Raw genomic sequence first — 22,154 nt, 5'->3', positions numbered from 1 at the left:
GGGAACCGGCCATGATGTATTCGCGTCGCAGTGATCGAGGACCAACAGGGGGTGGCGATGTTCGGCGTTGAGCCAGAGCTGTTGCGCACCGCGTCGAAGGAGTTCGGCAACGGCTCCGACGCGGTCCGCGAGGCAGCGGAGATGATCTCGATGCTCCAGCTCGACGCGGGCGCGTTCGGGGAGGTCGACGCCGCGGCGGAGTTCGCGAGCGCGCTGTCGAAGTTCGTCGGCACGCACGCCCAGGACCTGCAGCGCGGGTCCGCCTGGATCACCGACGCCGCAGAGGGTCTCGTGTCGAACGCCGAGGCCTACCAGCGCACGGAGGACGACCACACGGCCGTGTTGAAGAAGATCATGCACGGGTTCGGGGGCGGCAAGTGAGCTACGTGGACCCGGAGAGCCTGTACGGCCGGCTGGCGTCCGGCGACGCCGGCAGGATCGCCGCCGCGGCCGACCCGATCACCGGTGCGATCAGCGCGGTCGGCCGGGCCGGTGAGTCCGTCGCGAACGGCGGCAAGACCGCCGCCAGCAGCTGGACCGGTGACGCCGCCTCGAAGTTCACCGCGCGTGCCCAGCTCTCCGCCACCGCCGCCAAGAACGCCGCCGAACGGCTCGGCGCCGGCGTCGACATCGTCCAGGCCGCCTCGCGCGCCTACGGCCAGATGCGCGGTGCCGCCGACCAGGCGATCGGCGTGTGGCGCGGCCGTCCGCCGGGCATGGACGAGGAGCAGACCCGCCAGCTCGCCAACCAGGTCAACCAGCACATGGACAAGGTGCGGGCCGGCTACAACGACGTTCTGCGGTCCTACGCGAGCGCGCTGGGCAAGATCCAGCCCGGCTTCGAGGAGTCCGCGCGCACGGACGGGGGCTGGAGCCGGGCCGTCCAGCAAGGCGGCGCCCTGCCGCCGGTGCCGCCGCCGGGTTCCGACCCGAAGGCCGTCGCCGACTGGTGGAAGTCGCTGACCAAGGAACAGCAGGACGCGCTCAAGAACACCAAGTACCAGGAGCTCGGCCAGCTCCGCGGTCTTCCCGCCGACGTGCTGAACGACGCGAACCGCAGGCGGATCCCCGAAGACCAGGCGCGGTTCCACGCCGAGCAGGACCGGCTCAAGCAGCAGCTCGCCGACCGTGCCCGCGAACTCGGCGTCGACCCGGACTCGGCCGAGGGTCAGCGCGCACTGCGCAACGACGCCCAGGGCTCGCAGCTGATGTCGCAGTACGACGAAGCCGCGCGGCGCGCGAAGAACGCGGACGACGCGTACGGCGCGATGCAGCAGGCGGACAGGCTGGGCAACGAGACCGGCAAGAAGCCGTACATCCTCGCGTGGAGCCCCGACGGCGCCGGTGCCAAGGAAGGTGCGATCGCAGTCGCGTTCGGCAACCCGGACACGGCGAAGAACGTCGCGGTGTGCGTGCCCGGCACGACGTCCACGCTCAGCAGCTTCGGCCTGGACCAGTCCGCGAACCTCAGCGCGGAGATGGGCCCGGACGGCGCCTCGATCCAGTGGCTCGGCTACGACGCGCCGGAGTTCCTGCCCGGCCAGGTGAACGACCCCGCGCAGGCGATCGAGGGCGGTCAGGTCCTCGCGAAGGACGTCGAGGGCTACCGCGTCGCCAACCCCGGTGCGCACGTCACGGTGATCGGCCACAGCTATGGCAGCACGGTCGTCGGCTACTCCGCCATGGACAACGGCCTGAAGGCGGACGACATCGTGTTCGTCGGCTCGCCGGGCGTCGGCGCGTCCAACGTCGACCAGCTCTCCGCCGGTGCCGGTCACGTCTACGTCGGTGGCACCGAGCACGACCCGGTCATCCAGGCGACCAGCGGTGACTGGTTCACCAAGGACGGGTCGTCGACCGGCCCCTACGACTCCTCGTTCGGCGGCAAGACGTTCGGCACGTCCGGTGAGTCGTGGATCGGGCACGCCCACTCGTCGTACTACGACAAGGACTCCGAGTCGCTGCAGAACCTCGCCAGGATCGCCAACGGTGACGGCGGCAGCGTCACCGAGCAGCGCTGGCAGGACGCTCCCACGCCGCGTGAGGTGCCCGGTTCGGACCTGCCCGGCATCGGGCCCGTCATCGACTGGGGCGTCAACACCGGCAAGGAGGTCGCCGACATCGGCGAGGACGTCTGGCGCGGTGGTGGCCAGGTCGTGGACGACATCTCGAACGGGCGCTGGGGTGACGCGGCCGGGCACGCGGCGAACACCGTCGGAGAGGTCGCGAGCGACGTCGGCGACGTCGTGGTCGACACCGTGGGCAACGTGGTGGAGCTCGGGCGTGACGCCGTCGAGGGTGTCGGTGGCGCGATCAAGACGATCGGGTCGTGGTTCTAGAACTTCACGACCGGCAGCAGGGGCGAGAGGTCGGCCCGGGTTCCCGACGCGGTGACGCGGGCGCCGTCCAGGGCGGTGTCCCAGCCGAGGGCGCCCGTGGCCAGCTCGAGCCACGTCCGGGGGTCGGTCTCGACGACGTTCGGGGGCGTGCCGCGGGTGTGGCGCGGGCCCTCGACGCACTGCACCGCGGCGAACGGCGGAACGCGCACCTCGACGCTGCGGCCCGGCGCGATCTGTTCGAGGGTGCGCAGGCTCAGGCGGACGGCGGCGGCGAGCACCGGGCGTTCTGGCTGGTCAGCGTCGCCGCGCAGCCACGGGAGCACGGCGGCCACCGCTGCTCGCATCTCGGCGGGGTCGACGGCTTTGGCTGGCACGGCCCCCACATTAGCGAAGGGGCCAGCGGCGCTCCGGGCGCTGTTGGTATATCTGGGCTGTGATCAGGAACTTCGCCGTCGTCGGTCCCGGGCAGGCGACCAGGGAGCGGCTGAGCACCGCTCTGGCCGCGGCGCCGAACATCTCGGTCTACCGGATCGGGCGTGGCGCGGACCCGCTGCCCGTCTCGGCCACGTTCGACCCGGCGGACGAGCCGGGTTGCCGCAGCCTGCTGGACTGGTTCGAGCGGGGCGCGCCGTCGGGTGCGGTGCTGCTGATGGACGACTGGGAGCTGTGCTCCGGCCTCGACCGCGAGCTCGACAGGACCGTCGAGTGGATCGCGGCGTTCGGGCCGGCGCGGGGCGTGCAGGTCGTCGTCACGGCGCGGAGGTGGTCCGAGGTGCCGGACCGGCTGCGGCGGCACCTGCACGGCGAGGCCACGGACTTCCTTGCGCTGCACGAGATCGAACTCGATCTGAGCAACAAGTACCAGCGCCACGACCTCAAGGCGGCCATCGGCGCCGACGCCCGCGGCTGGCCGGTGTACGTGGACGTCAACAGCACTCTCGCCGCCTGCCTGGCCCCGCCCGCGGAACGCGAGCAGAAGCTTTTGAGCGCGTTGCTGGGCCTCATGGTCACGCACTCGTCGACGGACTTGAACTTCGCCCTCTTCGACATGAAGAACGTCGGGTTGTTCGACGGTCTCGAGGAGGCGCCGCACGTGGCGTGCGCGCTCTCGGGCGAGGACGACGACGAGGTGCTCCAGCAGTTCCACGACGGCCTGGCCGGTGAGCTCGACCGCCGGCGTCGGCTCAAGCAGGCGGGTGAGCCCTTCCCCGCCCTCATGGTCTGCGTGGACAGCCCCGAGGCGCTGGTGGAACGGCACCCCGGTTACCGAGGTCTCCTGCAGTCCCTCAGCGGGGCGGGTCACGAGCTCGGCGTCCACCTGCTCTACTCCGGCGACGGGCAGGCGGCGCCCCCGCCGGCGCAGATCCCCGCCTGGCCGGCCGCGGTCGCGCCGTACGACCTCGAGGAGTGGGCCGAGGTCCTGCCACCGGCCCTGGCCGGCACCTGCCCGCCCGCGCACGTGCTCGCACTGCCGCCGCCCGGCGCCTTCCAGTCCACCCAAAAGCTCACCCTGCCGCCGCGTCCGTCCACTTCGGACCTGAGGCTGGACATGCTGCCGCCGGGCGCCATCGGCCTGGTGGACCGGCCCTTCGAGCACCAGCGCGACGCCCTGGTGCCCGACTTCACCCGGGAACGGCGCCACGGGGCCATCGTCGGCAAGCCGGGCTCGGGCAAGAGCACGACGCTGCGCACCCTGAGGGCGGTGCTCGGCGATCCGGAGCGCTACCAGCTCCTCGACGGCCCTGGCGAGCCGCTCGACCCGCAGCGCCACATCGTCGTGACCGCTCGCTCGTGGGACCAGGTGCCGCCGTTCATCCGCAACAGCCTGGCGTTCGCCGTCGAGTTCCGCCTGGACGACCCCGCCACGTCGCTGGTCGACCCGGACCAGGCCGCCCGCGTGCCGGACCGGCCCGGCTTCGGCCTCTCGCTCCCCGACCGCCGCCAGGCGCAGATCGCGCTGCCGTGAACCACCTCGCGCTCATCGGACCGCCCGGCCTCGTCGCGCGGCGGATCGCGTCGCTGCAGGGGGTCTACCGCATCGGACGCGGTGAGGCGGCGGGCGTCGCGGTGAGCTTCGACCCCGGCGACGAGCGGCGGCGGCAGAACCTGCTGGCGTGGTTCGAACGCGGCGCGGAGCCCGGTGCCACGTTGCTGGTGGACGACTGGAAGTACTGCAGTGACAGCGATCCCGGGCTCGCCGACACCGTCCGGTGGATCGCGGCGGCCTCGTGGAACGTCCGGGTGATCGTCACCGCGCGGGCGGTGGAGGAGCTGCCGGAACGGGTGCCGCTGCGGGTCGAGGTGCTGGACTTCCTGGCGCTGCACGGGTTGCGGCGGTTCACCAAGGCGCTCGCGTGGAAGGGCCGGTGGTGGAAGGTCCCGGCCGGCGTCGACTCGGACGGCGTGCCGGTGGTCGTGGAGCTGACGCACTTCGCCGACGGGAAGTGGCGCACGGGGTCGCATCTGAGCGTCACGTCGCCGGACGCGTTCCGCAGCGTGGTGCTGGGCCTGATGACCACGCACTCGCCCAAGCTGTTCCAGGCGATCTTCGTCGACGCGCACGACTCGGACGTGTTCGACGGGCTCGACCAGGCCCCGCACGTGCTGGCACGTCACCGGCACGCGGCACGCGATCCGCGGAAGATCGCGGACCTGCTGGCCGAGGAGTCGCAGCGGCGGCTCGAGGTCGTCGGCAACACGTGGACGGTCTTCGACCACCGGGGCTTCGACCAGGTGTTGCCGCAGCTCCTGGTGTGCGTCAGCGGGTTCTCCGACATCGGCGGGGAGGCGTTCGAGGCCATCGCGGCGGACGTCGGCAAGTCCGGGATGCAGCTCCTGCTCGACGCACCGAGCGACCTGGCGGACCTGCTGGTCGACGACTGCGCGGCGCCCGCGAACCTCGGCGAGATGGCGAGGTCGTTGCCCCCGTTGATGCACGAGGAGGAACCCGCACCGGACTTCTTCACCCTGCACGAGATGCCGAACAGGCACGCGTGGCGGCCGCGCCCGGTCCGGTTGCAGTACCGGGTCCCGGTGGGGGTGGACGAGTTCGGGCAACCGGTCGAGGTGGACCTGAAGTCCAAGCACCTGCAGGACGGGATGGGACCGCACGGCGAGGTCGTGGCACCGGACGACCGGCGTGCGGAAGCCGTCCGCGCGCTGGTCCTCGGGCAGATGGCACGGCATTCCCCGGAGGAGATGGAGGTCGTCCTCATCGACTTCCACGGCAACGGGGTGTTCGCGGGCATCGACGGCGCACCGCACGTGCGGCACGGCATCGTGGACCTGCTGGAGGACCACGAACAGCGCACCCGGACGTTGGCGCACAACAACTTCCGCAACATCTGGGACTACCGCGCCGCCGGACTCGTCCTGCCCGAACTGCTGGTCTGCGTCGACGGCGTGCACGCGTTGCTCGAGGAACGCCCGCAGTTCCGGGAGGTCCTGCAGACACTGGCCACGGCCGGGCGCACCTACGGCCAGCACCTGCTGCTGTCGGACACGACACCGGGCGAGCACGGGTCGTACCGGCTGGAGTTCACCGAGCAGGGCTGGGCGCGGAGGATCGGGCGGTCGGTGGAGAGGTTCGTGCTCCCCACCGACCTCAACGACGTGGTGTGGTCGTTGCCGATCAGGATGGCCGGATCATGAGCGGCGCAACTTTCGTTGCGCGTCGTAGAGGTTGCGCGGCACCACGGACGTCGTGCCGTAGAGCTCCAGGCGGGAGTTCAGCTCGCCGGTGAAGTCCGGCTTGTCGACCTGGCCGAAGTCGCGGACCTCGGAGATCGCCACGGTCGCACTGCACGGCGCTACCTGGTCGATGCGGACGTTGCCCGCCCGCTGGTTGGTGACGGTGACGTTCCAGTGCGCGAAACGGGCGCCGTACAGCGGACCCGCGTTCGCGCTGCCGCCGTGGGCGCCGACGTTGTTGATGGTGATCTCGGTGCGGACGTTGGCGAACGGCAGGCCGCGGTGGGTGTCGAAGACGTCGTGGTCCATGCGGCCGCGGGTCCAGACGTTGCCGCAGGACAGGCCTTCCACGTTCAGACCGTGGTTGCCCGCGCCCGCCTGCGAGGGTTCGGACGGCGCCTCGATCACGAACCCGTCGGTCAGGTTGTCGTGGGACTGCTCGCGCACGGCGTACGCGTGGTGGTGGCCGCGGCCGGAGACGCGGGTGTTGAGCAGCGAGATCCCCTTGGAGGACACCAGGAGGAAGCCGTTGTCGACGTCCTGGACGTGCACGTCGTCGGCCCAGCAGTCCCACGCGCACTGGAACGCGAGACCGTTGTACCCCTTGTCCAGCAGGTGTTTGGGGGTCGGCACCTTGAACATCTCGATCTTGATGCCCTCGACGCCGGCACCGGTGATCACGGGGGCCATCGTGGTCAGGCGGGCCTTCCACTCCGGGCGGATCTCCAGCGGCAACGGCTGCGCGAGCTTGACCCTGTTGCCGCGCACCCACTCCACGCGCACCGGCCACAGGAACGGGAAGTACGACAGGAGCTTGTCCTTGTCGTCCCAGCGATAGGTCGTGGTCCCGGGAACGTCGCCGCACATGTGCTTGGGCAGCGAGTAGTCCGAGTCGTCCAGCCGCAGCAGCACGCGCTGACCGGCGCGCAGCGACCGTCCGTTCTCGACGGTCACCACGAACGAACCCCGTGCGGCAGAACCGGTCACGGCCGTCAGCGTCGACCCCTGCTCCAGCTCGTTGCCCGTCCAGCCCTCGAAGGGCCACTTCTTCGCCTTGATCGCGTCGACCAGCGGCTGGTAGCGATCGCGGTGGCAGACCCAGACCAGGCCGCCGGACCAGCTCCACGCCGAGTTCTCCGAGCCGTACCGGCTGCGGTTGATGCCGACGATCTCCTCCAGCGACCGGGACGCGTAGAAGGTCGTCTTCGAGCTGCCCGCGCCGCGCAGCACCACGTTGTCGTAGCCGATGCGGACGACGTCGTCGATGCGGTAGCGGCCCGGTGGCACGTACACGGTGCCGCCGCCCAGCCTGCCGACGAACTCGATCGCCTTGTTGATCGCGGCGGAGGCGTCGGCCGAGCCGTCGCGGCGCGCGCCGAAGAACAGGACGTTCGCGAGAACGGGCCGACGGGCGGGCTTCTCACCGGTGCGGTAGCCGGCGTAGGCGATGTTGGGGATCTGCGGGTGGTTGTACGGGTTGGCAGCGAACTCCTGCCACAGCGACGCGGAGGACTGCGCGGTGGCAGTCCCCGTCATCGTCGACGTCCCGACCAGTGCAGCCCCTGTAGCCAGCAGGAACAGCCTTCTGTCGATGCTCATTTCGCCGTCTCCAAGGGGTCTTGGCCACGGCGGCGGTGATCAGATCAAACCAGACCTGAGGCTCCTGCGGAACGCGTTGCCTCGGCGATCAGCTCGTCGACCTGGTGCATCATCCGGCGCGCGTCGGTCGGCGTGAACGTGCTCCACGGCGGCTGACCGTTCGACGACTTGCGTTGCTGCAGGTAGCGGCCCTCTTCGGTGTCGAAGAACGCGACCACGCGCTCGGGGCGCCAGCGCTTGCCGTACTTGTCGCGGGCCGCGGCGCCGAAGTTCCCGGTGTGCAGGAGCCCGGTGAACATCTTCACGAGCGCCTTCGCGTCGTCCTCGCGGAGGCCGACGTTCCGGAACGCGGCCTCCATCGACTTCGGCGAGCCGTCGGTCTGCCCGATCGCCTTCTCGACGTCCTCGCTCGGCAGCGTCACGGAGAGACCCGTGCCCGCGGGGTGCGCGGGCAGCACCGACAGGACGGCCGAGGCGAGCCCGGAGCCCGCCCACGGCTGGAACGTCAGCTGGTCGTCGCGCAACGTCGCCAGCGCACCCCAGTCGCCGTTCGCGACAGCGAGGACGCGCAGGCTGTGGCCGAGCCAGAGGCGGCCGTCCGCCTCCCGCTCGGGCTTCACGAACATGCGCAGGAGCCCGTCCAACTGGGACGAGAGCCCGCGCGAGTTGCCCAGGCGCCGGTGGTCCAACTGCTGGTAGACGCGGTTCTCGAGCGCGATCCGCTCGTCCCGCGTCTTGCCGGGGGTGGGAACCTTCAGCACGAGCGGCATGGGGCCGACGTCCATCCGTTCCCACAGCACGTCGAACTCCTCGGCGGAGAGAGTGATCGGCTCCCTCTCCGCCGGAGCGCCGAACAGGCTCACTCTGACGCGCCGCCGATGACCGGCGGAGCGACCATGCGCTCGTCGCCGAACACGTCGTCGGTCTCGACCAGGTAGTCGGCCGCCTTGTGCTCGATGTCGTCCTCGCCCTCGCCCTTCTGGCCGTGGGCGCCACCGCCGCCCATGCCGCCGGCACCGGCCGCACCGGCCTTGCCCGCGCCCGCACCGGAGCCCATGGCTCCGCCGCGCATCGCGTCAGGGCCGGAGCCCATGGCACCGGACAGACCGCCGGGCATGCCACCGGGCTTCATCGCGCCCTGCTGGCCGGACGCGCCGAGCGAGCCGGACATCGACCCGAAGGCCTTGCCGCCGCCGGCACCGCCAACACCGCCGGCCGAACCACCGCGACCGCCGCCAGGGCCACCGGTGCCGGAACCGCCGGGACCACCGGTGCCGAGCGTGCCGGGCCGGGTGAACACCGGACCACCGGGAGGGGTCGGCGTCGGGTTGTGGGTCTGGCCGGGGTTCGGCAGCGTCGTGGGAGGCGGGGTGGTGGTGGGAGGCGGCGTCGTCGTCGGGGGCTGCGTCCACGACGTGTGCGTGGTGTCCGTGGGCGGCGGCGTCCAGCCGGTCGAGACCTGCTGCTGCGGAGCCGTCGACACCGGCGTGCTCCACGACGGCGTGGTCGTGCCGTTGCCGGACGGGCCGGGCGTGCCGGTCGAGGAGTACCCGACCCGCGTGCTGCCGGTGCCCGTGTCGCCGGGAGGCGGCGTGTCGATCACGACCTGCGGCGGCGTCGGGAAGTCGCCGAGCGTGGAGGAGTTCCAGCGGCTGTCCGACTGGTAGTCCTCCATGACCTGAACGGCCTTGGCGGCGGCGTTGTCCGCGGCGGCTTCCTGGCGTTCGTGGTCCTGCTGCTGGCCGATGACGTGCGCCATGCCGACCGGACCGGTCAGCGCGCCCGCGGCGATGTCGAGGAAGCCGGGCTTCTCGGTGGTGATCGGGACGACCTCGGGCATCTTCTTGCGCGCGTCGGCGATGTACTCGCCCTGCAGGCGCGCGGAGCTCTCCATGGTCGTCGCGCCGGTCTCGGCGAAACCGGCCCACTCGGCCAGCGGCGACAGCGCGCCCTGGGCGGCGTCGGCGGCGTCGGACTCCCAGTCCGCGCCCATCTTGGTCAGACCGGCGTGCAGGTCGGCGTCGATCTGCGCGAGCGTCGCGGCGATGGTCTTCCAGCCCTGCTCCACCGGGATGGAGGCGGAGACGCCGGGACCGGAGTTGATCATCTTGTACAGCTCGGGGTGTCCGTACCCCTGGAAGCGGTGGTCAGTCATCGGTCAGTCCCCCTCTCAGTCCTGGTTCCGCAGGTGCTTGCCCCACATGGCCGCGTTGTCGCCCTCGACCTGGCGGTACTGCTCCTCGATCATCTTGAGCTGGTCGATCACACCGACGAGCTGCTTCTTGTAGAAGGTCAGCGCGGCGAGGGCCTTGTCGGAGGTCTGCTCGTTGAACGCCTTCGAGGTCTCACTGGAGATCGGGTCCTCGGCCCACGGCTTCGTGGGGAGGCTCTTGACCGATCGCTCGATCCTCTCCTCGAACTCCGAGAGCGCCTGCTCGAAAGCCTTCCTCGCCTGGGGAATGGCCGACGGGTCCACCTTCAGCTTGCGCTGACCGAACTCGGGGGGCGACGAAGCGCCACCTCCACCATCCGCGAGAAACACGGCACACCCTCCTCAGTGACGGCCCAGGAACGGACCGCGTGTGCTTTTGGGACGACTTTAACTCTGATGCATGACGGCGATGACCGGTTCCGGTAAAAGCGGAGTACTTCTACTCAACTGTCATTTGGTCGCCAGCACGGCGCCGGCGGCCGCCGCGGCCGCCTTGGCCCGCTCACAGGCGCCGTCCAGGGTCGCGCTCTCGTCACCGAGCCCCCCATAGGCGTCCACCAGCAACAACTGGCCGTCGTGGGCGTCGATGTAGATCTCGCAGACGCCGACGGAACCCGGCGACTCCCGCTGCGTGATGTAGGCCGGATATCCCGCTACCTGCAGGGAGGTGAGCTTGGACTCACCCGTCGTCCTCTTCAGCCTGTCCACACCGCCGTTGACCAGCGTGTCGATGGTGCCGAGGTATTTGCGGTCCGCATAACTCTGGTTGCACCGCTTGCTCCCCTCCCCGTAATCGGCCTCGGGAGTACCCGGTTCCACCCTGCTCAAACCCAAAGCGGTCTTCTGTTCGGGCGTGATCAGCGAACACGGGTCGAGGGTCTTGAGGTCGACGGCCTTGGGCCTGTTCACCGGAGCCGTACCGGTCGAAGACCCGGTCGCCGGCGCGGAGCCCGTCTGGTTGCCCGCGGAGGGTGTGCCGGGCTCTGTCGAAGAACACCCGGTCAGGACCGCTGCCAGCAGGAACGGGACGGCAAGTCGACGCATGACGGCCAAGCTATCGGATCACCGGACACGCAGGGTGGGGAACGCCGTGTCCCGCGTCACCCGTAAGGCGCATTGCCGGTGACCACAGTAAAAGGAAACCTTCTTTACGATACCCCGAAGCGCCGCCGCCCCGATGCGTCGAGGAGCGACATGCTGCGCAACCGACCACTGCCGACACTGGTCGTGGCGGCGGTGGGTCTGGCCCTGCTGGTGCCAGGCACCTCAGCCAACGCGGGCCCCGTGCCCGGCACCGGAGCGGCGCTGGAGGTGGCCGCCGCCCCGGGACAGACCTCCACCATCCCGGACTGGCGCATGCAGACCAGCGCCACGGCCACGCAGTCCGGCACGGTGATCTCCGGCCCCGGCTACTCGGACGCCGGCTGGCTCACCGTCCCCGCGCGGTCCACCGTGATGGCCGGGCTGATCGCCAACGGCAAGTACGGCGACGTCAACTACTCGGAGAACCTGAAGAGGGCCGACGCCAACGACTTCAAGGTGCCGTGGTGGTACCGCAAGGTCTTCCAGGCCGACCCGCAGCCGGGCGTCAACACGTTCCTCAAGCTCAACGGCGGCGTGATCTCCCGCGGCGAGGTGTGGCTCAACGGCACGAAGGTCGCCAGCACGGACACCGTCATCGGCGCGTACCCGACGTTCGAGTTCAACGTCACCGGCTTGCTGCGCAAGGGCGACAACGCGCTCGCGATCAAGGCGTCGCCGTCCGACCCCGCCAAGGACCTGGTGATCCACTTCATCGACTGGGCCCAGCTGCCGCCCGACCGCAACCAGGGCCTGTTCCGCGACGTCGACCTCGCGCAGAGCGGCGCGGTCTCGTTGCGCGGCCTGCACGTCCTGTCCGACCTGCCGCTGCCGAACCTCAACAGCGCCACGGCCACCGTCAAGGTCGACGCGCGCAACAACACCGGCAACGCGGTCACCACGACCGTCGCCGGCAGCGCCGCGGGCCAGAACTACAGCCAGAACGTGAGTCTGGCGGCGAACGAGACCAAGACCGTCACGTTCACGCTCAACGTCACCAACCCGCAGGTCTGGTGGCCGTACCAGATGGGCGCGCAGCCGCTGTACGACGCGACGGCCGCGGCGACCGTCTCAGGTGCGAGGTCGGACGAGCAGAAGACGACGTTCGGCATCCGCGAGGTCACCTCGAAGATGATCAGCGGCAACGTCCAGTACCAGATCAACGGCAAGCCGATCCTGATCCGCGGCGGCGGCTGGGCCTCGGACCTCTTCCTGCGCACCGACGCGCGGAAGATCGCCGACGAGATGATGCTGACCAAGTCCATGGGCCTCAACACGATCCGCCTCGAGGGCAAGCCCGAGAACGACGAGATCTACGACCTTGCCGACCGCATGGGCATCCTGCTCATGACCGGCTGGGAGTGCTGCTCGAAGTGGCAGAACACCGGCGGGTTCACGGCGGAGGACAAGAGGGTCGCCGGGGCGTCCGCCGAGGGCGAGGCCAAGCGGATCCGCAACCACCCCAGCGTGTTCACGTTCCTGATCGGCTCGGACGAGGCCCCGGTGGCCGACGTCGAGAAGATCTACCTGGACGCCCTGAAGCGCGCCGACTGGCAGACGCCGATCATCAACGCGGCCGCCCGCCGCAGCTCCCCGCAGCTCGGTGACTCGGGCATGAAGATGGACGGCCCGTACTGGTGGGAGCCGCCGGTCTATTGGTACGACAACCAGAAGGGCGGGTCTGCCGGCTTCGCCTCCGAGATCGGCCCCGGCCTCGCGATCCCGGAGATGGACGAGCTCAAGAAGTTCCTGAGCCAGGCCGAGATCAACAAGTTGACGGACTACAACGCGCAGCAGTACCACCTGTCGCCGTCCGGCAACTTCAGCAAGATCGGCTTCTGGGGCACCGCCCTCGACAACCGCTACGGCAAGCCGTCGAACGTCGACGACTTCGTCCGCAAAGCGCAGCTCCAGCAGTACGAGACGAACCGCGCGCAGTTCGAGGCGTTCGGCCGCGACTTCTCCGACACCGGCGCGAACCAGGCGCAGGGCGTCATCTACTGGATGCAGAACGACCCGTGGCCCAAGCTCTTCTGGCACCTCTACAACTACAACCTCGCGACCGCGGGGTCGTACTTCGGCGCCAAGACGGCCAACAAGGCGTTGCACGCCCAGTACTCCTACGACGACAAGTCGCTCGCCGTGGTCAACATGGGCCTGGAGGCGAAGCAGGGCTTGCAGTTGCAGGTGACGGTCTTCAACTCCGACGGCACGCAGAAGGCGAACGAGACGCGTTCCGTTCCGGCCAAGGCCAACGGCTCCGTGCGGGTCGGGAACCTGCCGCAGCCGTCGGGCCTGTCGCCCGCGTACTTCGTGCGGCTGCTGCTCAAGGACGCGAGCGGCAAGGAGGTCGACCGCAACGTCTACTGGCTGTCCACCAAGGCGGACACGCTGAACTACAACGCCGGCGACTGGTGGTACACGCCGCAGGCCCAGTACACGGACCTGAAGTCGTTGAGCTCGCTGAAGGCGGGCCAGGTGTCGGTGACGTCCACGACGACGCCGGGCGCCGACGGCAGGCAGGCCACTCAGGTCACCGTCAGGAACACCGGTACCTCCGTGGCGTTCTTCATGCGGGCGTCGCTGCGCAAGGGCCAGGGCGGTGCCGAGGTGCTGCCGGTGGACTGGAGCGACAACTACATCACGCTGTTCCCCGGTGAGTCGCAGACGATCCGGGCCGAGTACCGGACGTCCGACCTGGGCGGAGCGGCACCGGTCGTGCAACTCTCCGGGCACAACGTGTCGAAGCGCTAGCTGCCGTACCGGTTCGTGACGACGTCGGGCCGTTCCACGGGACGGCCCGCGTCGAGCGACCACGCCAGCCGCACGTACTGGGCGTGCGTCCAGGCGAGTGGGGTGGCCGAGCCCGTTCCCCGGCCATTCCACACCTGTTCGGGCAGCATCCGGCCGCTGTTCGCGGCGGCGGCGATCTCCTTCAGGCGCTTGGCCGCACTGGCCTTGTCACCGGCGAGCAGCTCGTACTCACCGCGTTCGCCGCTCAGCAACGGCCAGAGCCTGCCGTACGTGCGGGTCGGCGTCGGCCAGTTGATGCCCCACGGCCTGCCGTCCGCGGTCTCACCGAAGCCGTCCTGCGTGAACCGGTGCCAGTAGCCCTGCTCCTTCAGCTGCTGGTCCACGACCTGCACGGTGTTGCGGATGACGGGATCGTCGGCGCGCTTCACGCCGAGCCTGACCAGCTCCAGGAAGCTCGGGTCCACGACCGCGCGCTGGTCGATGTCATCCGGGTTGTTGTCACCCAGGTTGTACTTCGTAGCCGCGTCGGGCTGCCCGTCCTTGGTGAGCCGCAGGTAGTACGGCTTGGGCTCGTACGGGCCGGTCGTCGTCGCGGTCCAGCCCTCCACCTTCCGCTGCCACTCGTCGGCGGCTTGGAGGTACTTGTCGGCGTTCTCCCCGTTGCGCTGCAACAGGTCCGCGAAGCAGACCAGCCCGGCGATCACCGAGGCGATCGTGGCAGGCGAGTAGCCGTCCTGGTTCTCCCACCGCTCCTGCTCGCTGAACGGCGCGTTCGGGTAGCTCAGCAGGTAGTCGGCGGAACGGCGCAGCGAGTCCACAGTGGACTGGTTCTGCCGGCCCAGGTGCCAGGCCAGCAGGAGAGGGGCCGCGACCTGGTCGAGCTGGACCTTGAGCCACACCGGGGTGCCGTCCACCCGCGTGTTCTGCGGCAGGTGGCCGTCGGGCTGTTGTTGCTTGCTGAGCATGAAGTCCAGCGACCGCTGGGCGAAGCCGACGTCTCCGGCGGCGATCATGGCCGTGGACACGTGGTAGAGGTCGCGCGGCCAGACCAGGGCGTACGGGCCGAGCTCCGGCGCCAGTTCGCGGTCGAACCCGAAGGCCCAGGGGAAGCTCGGCGACGCGATCGAGGCACCGGGGTTGGCCTTGTCCTCGGTCGCCGCCAGCACCATCACGGACATGTCGTAGAGCCGCCGGTCCGCGGACTTCGGCCTGCGCAGGCCGTCCAGGTACGTGTGCCAGCCCTGCACGTACTCCCGTGCGGTGGCACGGAAGCCCCGGTCCAGCGCGGCCTGCGCGACTCCCTCGCCGAAGCCGACCGCGAACGTGCCACGCGCGCGTCGCACCGGTTCGGTCGGCAGCGTGCTCCTGACCTCGCTCGACCCCTTCATCCGCACGTGGTCGACCGACAACCGGACCGGGCGCTGCGCCTTGAAGTCCACGTCCGCGAGCACGGCCGCGCGCTGCGGATCGGTGACGTAGGTGATCTCGGCCTGCCACCCGTCACCGCGCACGTGCTGCCGGAAGGTCAGCGACCGGTCGTCGGCCGGTTCGGTGTGCGCCCGGCCGGGCTTCCCGTTGACCAGCAACCGGGTCTCACGGGTGGCGGGCGTGCTCAGGTCGGGGTGGAAGATCTCGGAAAGGCCCTGGTGGCCGAGGGTGAACCAGACGGGGCTCGCCGCGGATCTCGCCGTGCCGAACCCCTGCTTGTCGGCGGGCAGCGGCACCACCTCGGTGGCGGCGCGGGCGATCGGGGCCGACATGACCAGCAGGAGCACGACGAGCGCCAGTGGCTTCATGGCACCCGAGTTCCCCGACCTAGAGATCACCACGCAGAAGGCTGTCGATGTTCTCCGGCGGACCGGGCCGCGCGAAGAACCAGCCCTGACCGGTGTCACACCCCAGCCGCAACAACCGGGCGGCCTGAGCAGGCGTTTCCACGCCCTCGGCTGTGACGCCCAACGACAGGGCGTGCGCGAGTTGCACCAGGGTCGCGACGATCTGCGAGTCGACCGGGTCTTCCTCGTTCTCGGCGCGCAGCCCCTCCATGAACGAGCCGGCGATCTTGAGCTCGTGCACGGGCAGGTGCTTGAGGTAGGCCAGGTTCGAGTAGCCGGTGCCGAAGTCGTCGATCGCGATGCGCACGCCGATGTCGCACAACGCCCGCAGCGCTTCGAGCGGTTCGTCGGCGGTGCCCATGATGGCCGACTCGGTGAGCTCCAGCTGCAGGTGGTGCGGCGGCAGCGCGCACTCGTCGAGGATCTGCTTGACGTCGCGGACCAGTTCGGGGTCGCGGGACTGGCGCACGGCGAGGTTCACCGACACGAACGGGGCCGAGTCGCCGAACTCCTCGAGCCAGCGCCGGGCCTCCTCGCAGGCCTTGCGCAGCACCCACCGTCCCAAGGGGACGATCAGGCCGGTCTCCTCGGCCAGTTCGATGAACCTGTCCGGTGCGAGCCGCCCGAACTCCGGGTGCTGCCAGCGGACCAGTGCCTCGACGCCGGTGACCGTCGAGTCCTCGAGGCGCACCAGGGGCTGGTACTCGACGTAGAACTCACCGCGTTCCAAGGCGCGTGGCATCGTCGCGGAGAGCGTGAACCTGGCTACCTCGCGGGCGTTGCGCTCGGGGTCGTACAGCGCCCAGCGCGCCTTGCCGTCGGCCTTCGCCCAGTACAGGGTGATGTCGGCGTCGCGCATCAGGTCGGCGGAGGTCGTGCCGGAGAGCTGGCGTTCGACGATGCCGATCGACGCCGACACGGACAGCTCGTGGCCCGCGATGCGGATCGGGGCTTCCAGCGCGGTCAGCACCCGGTCCGCGACCTCGACGATGTCCTGCTCGCCGGACGAGCCCTCGACGAGGATGACGAACTCGTCGCCGCCCATGCGCGCGACCAGCTTGCCCTCGCCGGACACGGACTGGTCGAGCCTGCGGCCGACCTCGACGAGCAGCTGGTCGCCCGTGTCGTGGCCCAGCGAGTCGTTGATGACCTTGAAGCCGTCCAGGTCGAGGTAGCAGAGGCCGGCGCGGGAGTGCTTCGCGCGGTTGTTGAAGACGCGGCCGAGACGTTCGAGGAACAGGGCGCGGTTCGGCAGGCCGGTCAGCGGGTCGTGCAGCGCCTGGTAGCGCAGGCGGTTCTGCAGCAGGTGGCGATCGGTGACGTCCTCGATCATGGCGACCTGGTACTGCGGCTCGCCGTGGTCGTCGCGGACCAGCGACAGCGTCAGGTGCGTCCACACCTGCTCGCCGTCGGCGCGGTGGAAGCGCTTCTCGGCGCGGTAGTGGTCGCACTCGCCCGCGATGAGTTGGTCGTAGAGCCGCCACACGCTGCCCGCGTCCTCGGGGTGCATGAGGTCGCGCACGTTGTACTGGCGCATCTCGTCGACGCTGAACCCGAGCATGTCCTGCAGCGCCTGGTTGACGTCGAGGATCCGGCCGTCGATGTCGGCGATGCCGATGCCGATCGCGGCCTCGGTGAACATGGCGCGGAACCGGGCCTCGGACGCGCGCAGCATCGACTCGGCCTGGTCGCGGGCGTCCAGGACGGCCGCCCTGATCGCCTCCTGCTCGGCGAGCGTGCGCTCCCGCAGCGCGCGGGCGTACCCGGCGGCCAGGGCGCCCTGCAGGGCCGCCAGGCGGGACGTCAGCCTGTCGTCGCCGGGGAAGCCCAGGTCGGCCAGCAGGTCGTCGCCGAGGAGCTGGACGGTGCGGCCGAGCGTGTCGGTGCCGGTGAAGTGCGCGTCGACCAGCCGTGAGCCGATCTCGTAACCGGGGGCCGTGCGGAACGGGCTCGCGAACAGCGCCGCGACCAGCAGCTCGGTCAGGTCCTGCAGGTGCTGGGCGACCTCGGCCCTGGTCATCGGCACGTAGCTCGACCCGATGACGGCTGTGGCCCAGCTGCGCGCGAACGCCTCGGCACCGGCCAAAACGGCCGGGTCCAAAGGAGAGCGGTCCTCACGCACTCGCTGGTCAACCCGTTCGGTCATCTGCTCGGCCTCAACCCCACGAACGCGGAGCATACGGCCGGTTGCCGTCCGCAGTCATCTCTACGCCTTCCGGCCCAGCGCCGCGAACCCCGGGAAGCGGTACCCGGCCTCGTCCACGTCGGCCGGTGATTCGGGGTGCCAGGCCGGCACCCGGACGACACCGGGCTCGACCAGCTCGAACCCGTCGAACAGCCGGCCGAACTCCGCCCTGCCGCGAAACGTCGACTGCGTGACCTGGCGGTCGTAGATCCGGCGCGCCTCCCCCCATGCCGACGACTCCACGTCCCCCTCGTCGTAGCCGGCCTGGGAGATCGCGAGGAAGCTGCCCGGCGCCAGGCGGTCGCGGTAGCGGCCGATGACGCCCCACGGGTCGTCCTCGTCCGACACGAAGTGCAGCAGCGCGATCATGAGCACGCCGATCGGCTCGTCGAAGTCGAGCTGCTTGGCGACCTCGGGCGAGTCCAGCACGCCCACCGCGTCGCGGACGTCGGCCTGCAGGACGCTCACCTGGTCGTTGCCGGACAGCAGCGAACGGCTGTGCGCGACGGCGACCGGGTCGAGGTCGACGTAGACGACCCGCGCCTCCGGGTCCGCCGTCTGCGCGATCTCGTGCACGTTGCCGACGGTCGGGATGCCGGAGCCGAGGTCGAGGAACTGGCGGACGCCCTGGCCGAGCAGGTGGCGCACGGCGCGGCGCAGGAAGGCGCGGTGGTTGAGGACCACGGTCCTGACCTCGGGCATCGCCGCGAGCGCCTTCTCCGCGACCGCCCTGTCCGCGGCGAAGTTGTGCGCGCCGCCGAGCCAGTAGTCGTACACCCGCGCGACGCTCGGCCGTTCCAGGTCGACATCACCCGGCGCCCAGTTCGGCCGCTCCACTCGCTCACCCCACCCGCGTTCGGACCGTTCGAGCCCATCATGCACCCGGCGCTTGGCAGAATGCCGACCTCGTGAGGAAAAGTTTGCTCCTGTCGACCATTCTCGCCTCGATCGGCGCGTTTCTGCTGGTCGGCGGCGCGTTGCTGCTCATCGACCCCGGCGCGCCGAAGCACGAGGCGATCAAGACCGGCGGCCTCGCGGGCGGTGCGATCGTCGCGCTGTACGCGTTGTGGCTGAACGACCGGCGCCGCAAGGTCGAGGAGGCGCGCCAGGAGCTCGAGAGCCAGCGCATCGAGCACGACCGGTCCCGCGTTGCCGACGAACGGTTCGCGCGCGCCGTGGAGCTGCTGGGCCACGAGACCGCGCAGGTGCGGGTGGGCGCCATGCACGCGCTCGCCGGCCTCGCCAAGTCCAGGGCCGAGTACACCCAGACCGTGCTGGACATCCTCTGCGCGTACCTGCGCCAGCCGTACCGCAAGACGAAGAACGACCCCGAGGAGATCGAACTGGAGGTCCGGCTCACCTCGCAGCGGCTGATCGAGGACCTCCTGCCGCGCCTGGAGGAGAAGAACCCGCCGATCTACGACCTCAACCTGACCAAGGCGCACCTGGAGTTCATGGACCTGTCGTACCGGCAGGTCGGTGACCTCTACATGCGGGTCGCCCACTTCGAGGACTCGAACTCCTTCCACCACATGAAGATCCACGGCCACTTCTACGTCACCGAGGCGACGATGAACGGCCGGTTCCACATGCACCACACCGAGATCGCGGGCAAGGCGTGGTTCAGCAGGTTCACGGCACGGGGCATCGCGCTCTTCACGGAGACGAAGTTCGGCGGCGAGACGAAGTTCACCGGTTCGACGTGGGCGGACGTGAAGGCGGACGGCTGTGCGTTCGCGGTGAAGGCCGATCTGCCCGAAGCGTGGAGGAACTGACGTGAAGTGGCTCGTCGCAGTCATCTCCGCCGCGGTGGTCACCGCGGCGACAGCGGTCCTGCTCTACCTGGTCAAGGCACCGGCGGTCGAGATCGTGAAGACCGCCGGTGTCGCGGGCGGTGCGGTCGTCGCGCTGTACGCGTTGTACCTCAACCACCTCAAGCACTCGCTGGAGAGCGAGAAGGTCGCCGACGAACGGTTCGCGCGTTCGGTCGAGATGCTCGGCAACGAGGCCGACCAGGTGCGCGTGGGCGCGATGCACTCACTGGTGTGGCTCGCGACCTCCACGCCCCGCTACACGCAGACCGTCCTCGACGTCCTGTGCGCGTACCTGCGCCGGCCCTTCGCGCACCCGTCCTGGGCCGAGAACGGCGCCGACCCGGACACGGTGCTGCTTGAGGAGGTGCCGCAGGACGAGCAGCGGGAGCAGCAGGTCCGGCGGACCGCACAACGCCTGATCCGCGACCTGCTCTCGTGGGGCGACGACAAGAAGAAGGTGTACTACGACCTCGACCTGACCGGTGCCGCCCTGGAGTACTTCCAGCTGGACGGCAGGCGGGTCAACAGGTTCATCGCGCGCCGGGCGCAGTTCTACGGCATCACGGCGCTGCCCCGCATGGAGATCCGCAAGACCACGCTCTTCTCCGGCGCCACCTTCCACGGCCGGTTGAACCTCACGGAGACGAGGTTCGACGGCGGGGTCGCGTTCAGCGAGGTCACGTTCAAGGGGGAGGTCGACGTCCGCGCCGCGACGGTCGGCACGTTCCTGGCGCTGACCGATCCGCCACCGGCCAGGCAGATCGGCGAGCTGGAAGTGCTGCCCGGCACGGCGATGCGGACCGCGCACGAGGGCTGGAAGCTATCCGGCGACCCGGAGCCTGCCCGCCCGCGCCTCGAAGACCACGTCGAGAAGAACACCGGCGGCGGCACCCGGGGTGTTGCCGGTGACCACGACCGTCTCCGCGAAGGGGACGTCCACGTCGCCGCGGATCCCGAGAAAGCGGACCGAGTCCGACTTGTTCGCGAAGGACTGCGGGACGAGCGCGACCCCGAGACCAAAGCCGACGAAGTCCAGAAGTGAGTGCACGTCGTTGACCTCGACCGCGACCCGCCGCTCGACACCGGCGGCGGCGAGCGCCCGGTCGACCTCGTCGCGCGTGCCCCAGTCGGCGTTGAAGTCGACGAACGATCGGCCGTCCAGCTCGGCGAGTTCGACGGATTCCCTCGTGGCGAAGGGGCTTTGCGGCGAGCACGCGAGCACGAGCGGCTCACTGGACAAAGTGGACACCCGCAGGTCGTCGGCGATCTTCGGCTGACGGGTGACGAACGCGAGGTCGAGGCGTCCCGCGCGCACGTCCTCGACCAGTTCGGCGTTGCCGGACTGGCGCATCCTGATCTCCACACCGGGGTGCAGCTCGTGGAACCGCGACAGCACCGCGGGCAGGTGCACCACGTGCAGGCACTGCAGGCTGCCGACGGACAACGTGCCGCGCAGCAGGCCCTGCACCGCCGCGACCGCGTCCTTGGCCGACTCGACGCTGCCCAGGGCCCTGCGCGCCTCCGGTAAGAGCGCCCTGCCCGCCTGGGTCAGCTCGACCTGCCGGGTGGTGCGCAGGAACAGCGGCGCGCCCAGCTCCACCTCCAGCGCCCTGATCGACGCCGACAGCCCCGACTGGGCCACGTGCATGCGTTTGGCAGCCCTCGTGAAGTGGCACTCCTCGGCCACGGCCACGAAGTACTCGAGCTGTCTGAGTTCCACCATTCATCATCCAAGCTGCTGAATGAGATCACTTCCTTGCGTTGGACAGCTTAATCAGAAGGGTCCAGAGTGGGAGACATGCAGAAGCGTCGTATCGGAGAAGTCGAAGTCAGCGCCATCGGCCTGGGCGGCATGCCCATCTCCGTCGAGGGGAGGCCGGAGCGCGCGCAGGCGATCGAGACCATCCACGCCGCGCTGGACGCGGGCGTGACGTTCATCGACACCGCCGACGCCTACTCGCTCGACGACACCGACTTCGGCCACAACGAGGAGCTGATCGCCGAAGGGCTGCGCGGCCGTTCGGAAGAGGTGTTCGTGGCCACCAAGGGCGGCCACACGCGCGTGTCCGGCGGCGGCTGGGCCCTCGACGGACGGCCCGAGTACCTGCGCAAGGCCGTCGACGGGTCGCTGCGGCGGCTCGGCGTCGACCAGATCTTCCTCTACCAGTTCCACCGGCCCGACCCGAAGACGCCGATCGCCGAGTCGGTCGGCGCCCTGAAGGAACTGCTCGACAACGGCAAGATCCGCTACGCGGGCGTCTCGAACTTCAACCCGGACGAGATCGTGCAGGCCAACGAGATCCTCGGCGGACGCCTCGCGGCCGTGCAGAACCAGTTCTCACCGGTGTTCCGATCGAGCGAACCCGAGCTGGAGCTGTGCGCGAAGCTCGGCATCGCGTTCCTGCCGTGGAGCCCGTTCGGCGGCATCGGCAAGGCGGGCGCGCTGAGCGGCCCGTTCAAGGAGGTCGGCGACGCCCACGGCGTGAGCGCCCACCAGGTCTGCCTCGCGTGGATGCTGGCGAAGTCGGAAGTGGTAGTCCCCATTCCGGGTGCTTCCCGACCGGCGAGCATCCAGGATTCGGCCTCCGCCACCCACCTGGAGTTGACCGCCGAGGAGCTCTCCCGCCTGGACGGGTGACGCCGGTA

General features: G+C 69.8%; 17 protein-coding genes and 1 pseudogene. 8 read left to right on the top strand and 10 right to left on the bottom strand.

Annotation, left to right across the window (positions count from 1 at the left end; all coding sequences use genetic code 11):
• Positions 1 to 57 precede the first annotated feature (57 nt).
• Together IE307_RS11670 and IE307_RS11665 are read left to right on the top strand one after the other, a co-directional pair.
• Positions 58 to 381 (top strand): DUF2563 family protein, encoded by a 324-nt coding sequence (locus IE307_RS11670; RefSeq protein WP_191297924.1) that lies wholly within the window; start codon positions 58 to 60, stop codon positions 379 to 381.
• Entirely contained in the window at positions 378 to 2,339 is a 1,962-nt protein-coding gene (locus IE307_RS11665) for an alpha/beta hydrolase (protein WP_191297923.1), read from the top strand. The genes IE307_RS11670 and IE307_RS11665 overlap by 4 nt, the downstream gene beginning before the upstream one ends.
• On the opposite strand, the gene IE307_RS11660 is transcribed toward IE307_RS11665, so the two are convergent.
• Positions 2,336 to 2,713, bottom strand: coding sequence for a sterol carrier family protein (locus IE307_RS11660; RefSeq protein ID WP_229904628.1), 378 nt, complete (start codon positions 2,711 to 2,713; stop codon positions 2,336 to 2,338). The genes IE307_RS11665 and IE307_RS11660 overlap by 4 nt on opposite strands.
• A gap of 59 nt (positions 2,714 to 2,772) precedes the next feature.
• Between IE307_RS11660 and IE307_RS11655 the strand changes: the two genes are divergently transcribed.
• Together IE307_RS11655 and IE307_RS11650 are read left to right on the top strand one after the other, a co-directional pair.
• Positions 2,773 to 4,305, top strand: coding sequence for a type VII secretion protein EccC (locus IE307_RS11655; RefSeq protein WP_191297922.1), 1,533 nt, complete (start codon positions 2,773 to 2,775; stop codon positions 4,303 to 4,305).
• A complete protein-coding gene (locus IE307_RS11650; RefSeq protein ID WP_191297921.1) occupies positions 4,302 to 5,990 on the top strand; it encodes a hypothetical protein in 1,689 nt (562 codons plus the stop codon). The genes IE307_RS11655 and IE307_RS11650 overlap by 4 nt, the downstream gene beginning before the upstream one ends.
• On the opposite strand, the gene IE307_RS11645 is transcribed toward IE307_RS11650, so the two are convergent.
• The 5 genes from IE307_RS11645 to IE307_RS11625 form a co-directional block, all read right to left on the bottom strand.
• Positions 5,985 to 7,628, bottom strand: a complete 1,644-nt coding sequence (locus tag IE307_RS11645) for a glycosyl hydrolase family 28-related protein (RefSeq protein WP_191297920.1) — start codon at positions 7,626 to 7,628, stop codon at positions 5,985 to 5,987. The two genes, IE307_RS11650 and IE307_RS11645, sit on opposite strands and share 6 nt — an antisense overlap.
• A gap of 44 nt (positions 7,629 to 7,672) precedes the next feature.
• Positions 7,673 to 8,491, bottom strand: coding sequence for an ESX secretion-associated protein EspG (locus tag IE307_RS11640; protein WP_191297919.1), 819 nt, complete (start codon positions 8,489 to 8,491; stop codon positions 7,673 to 7,675).
• On the bottom strand, positions 8,488 to 9,783 hold the full coding sequence (locus IE307_RS47265) for a PPE domain-containing protein (protein WP_191297918.1): 1,296 nt from the start codon (positions 9,781 to 9,783) through the stop codon (positions 8,488 to 8,490). Before IE307_RS47265 ends, IE307_RS11640 begins: the two co-directional genes overlap by 4 nt.
• A gap of 15 nt (positions 9,784 to 9,798) precedes the next feature.
• Positions 9,799 to 10,170, bottom strand: a complete 372-nt coding sequence (locus tag IE307_RS11630) for a transcriptional regulator (RefSeq protein WP_191297917.1) — start codon at positions 10,168 to 10,170, stop codon at positions 9,799 to 9,801.
• 120 nt (positions 10,171 to 10,290) lie between these two features.
• Positions 10,291 to 10,884, bottom strand: a complete 594-nt coding sequence (locus IE307_RS11625; RefSeq protein WP_191297916.1) for a DUF3558 domain-containing protein — start codon at positions 10,882 to 10,884, stop codon at positions 10,291 to 10,293.
• A gap of 150 nt (positions 10,885 to 11,034) precedes the next feature.
• Here IE307_RS11625 and IE307_RS11620 point away from each other — a divergent pair, with 150 nt between their 5' ends.
• Positions 11,035 to 13,674 carry a glycosyl hydrolase 2 galactose-binding domain-containing protein gene (locus IE307_RS11620; protein ID WP_191297915.1) on the top strand — a complete coding sequence of 880 codons (2,640 nt, stop codon included), beginning with the start codon at positions 11,035 to 11,037 and terminating at the stop codon, positions 13,672 to 13,674.
• On the opposite strand, the gene IE307_RS11615 is transcribed toward IE307_RS11620, so the two are convergent.
• From IE307_RS11615 to IE307_RS11605, 3 genes are read right to left on the bottom strand one after another with little or no spacing between them, the layout of a single operon-like run.
• Positions 13,671 to 15,470, bottom strand: coding sequence for a glycoside hydrolase family 15 protein (locus IE307_RS11615; protein ID WP_191297914.1), 1,800 nt, complete (start codon positions 15,468 to 15,470; stop codon positions 13,671 to 13,673). The genes IE307_RS11620 and IE307_RS11615 overlap by 4 nt on opposite strands.
• Positions 15,471 to 15,489: 19 nt before the next feature.
• Positions 15,490 to 17,655 (bottom strand): putative bifunctional diguanylate cyclase/phosphodiesterase, encoded by a 2,166-nt coding sequence (locus tag IE307_RS11610; RefSeq protein WP_191297913.1) that lies wholly within the window; start codon positions 17,653 to 17,655, stop codon positions 15,490 to 15,492.
• Positions 17,656 to 17,715: 60 nt separating this feature from the next.
• Positions 17,716 to 18,531, bottom strand: coding sequence for an SAM-dependent methyltransferase (locus IE307_RS11605; protein WP_191297912.1), 816 nt, complete (start codon positions 18,529 to 18,531; stop codon positions 17,716 to 17,718).
• Between the two features lie 71 nt (positions 18,532 to 18,602).
• Here IE307_RS11605 and IE307_RS11600 point away from each other — a divergent pair, with 71 nt between their 5' ends.
• Positions 18,603 to 19,469 (top strand): pentapeptide repeat-containing protein, encoded by an 867-nt coding sequence (locus tag IE307_RS11600; RefSeq protein WP_191297911.1) that lies wholly within the window; start codon positions 18,603 to 18,605, stop codon positions 19,467 to 19,469.
• 217 nt (positions 19,470 to 19,686) lie between these two features.
• A pseudogene (locus IE307_RS47610) lies at positions 19,687 to 20,211 on the top strand (pentapeptide repeat-containing protein); the annotation flags it as partial.
• 117 nt (positions 20,212 to 20,328) lie between these two features.
• On the opposite strand, the gene IE307_RS47415 reads toward IE307_RS47610, so the two are convergent.
• Complete coding sequence (locus IE307_RS47415; protein ID WP_191297910.1) at positions 20,329 to 21,231, bottom strand: LysR family transcriptional regulator; 903 nt, start codon at positions 21,229 to 21,231, stop codon at positions 20,329 to 20,331.
• A gap of 75 nt (positions 21,232 to 21,306) precedes the next feature.
• Between IE307_RS47415 and IE307_RS11590 the strand changes: the two genes are divergently transcribed.
• Positions 21,307 to 22,146: an aldo/keto reductase gene (locus IE307_RS11590; RefSeq protein ID WP_191297909.1), complete on the top strand. Its 840-nt coding sequence runs from the start codon at positions 21,307 to 21,309 to the stop codon at positions 22,144 to 22,146.
• The last annotated feature ends 8 nt before the right edge of the window (positions 22,147 to 22,154 follow it).

Origin of the sequence: Lentzea cavernae (assembly GCF_014653695.1) — a bacterium.
Taxonomy (GTDB): domain Bacteria; phylum Actinomycetota; class Actinomycetes; order Mycobacteriales; family Pseudonocardiaceae; genus Lentzea; species Lentzea cavernae.
Note: the sequence above shows the minus strand (reverse complement) of the source record. Positions and strands in the feature narration are given on the sequence as shown.

What these genes read in the sequence shown, in the direction of transcription:
- IE307_RS11670 (WP_191297924.1), top strand. Translation starts at nt 58, where the DNA reads ATGTTCGGCGTTGAGCCAGAGCTGTTGCGCACCGCGTCGAAGGAGTTC.
- IE307_RS11645 (WP_191297920.1), bottom strand. Translation starts at nt 7,628, where the DNA reads ATGAGCATCGACAGAAGGCTGTTCCTGCTGGCTACAGGGGCTGCACTG.
- IE307_RS47265 (WP_191297918.1), bottom strand. Translation starts at nt 9,783, where the DNA reads ATGACTGACCACCGCTTCCAGGGGTACGGACACCCCGAGCTGTACAAG.
- IE307_RS11625 (WP_191297916.1), bottom strand. Translation starts at nt 10,884, where the DNA reads ATGCGTCGACTTGCCGTCCCGTTCCTGCTGGCAGCGGTCCTGACCGGG.
- IE307_RS11620 (WP_191297915.1), top strand. Translation starts at nt 11,035, where the DNA reads ATGCTGCGCAACCGACCACTGCCGACACTGGTCGTGGCGGCGGTGGGT.
- IE307_RS11615 (WP_191297914.1), bottom strand. Translation starts at nt 15,470, where the DNA reads ATGAAGCCACTGGCGCTCGTCGTGCTCCTGCTGGTCATGTCGGCCCCG.
- IE307_RS11610 (WP_191297913.1), bottom strand. Translation starts at nt 17,655, where the DNA reads ATGACCGAACGGGTTGACCAGCGAGTGCGTGAGGACCGCTCTCCTTTG.
- IE307_RS47415 (WP_191297910.1), bottom strand. Translation starts at nt 21,231, where the DNA reads ATGGTGGAACTCAGACAGCTCGAGTACTTCGTGGCCGTGGCCGAGGAG.
- IE307_RS11590 (WP_191297909.1), top strand. Translation starts at nt 21,307, where the DNA reads ATGCAGAAGCGTCGTATCGGAGAAGTCGAAGTCAGCGCCATCGGCCTG.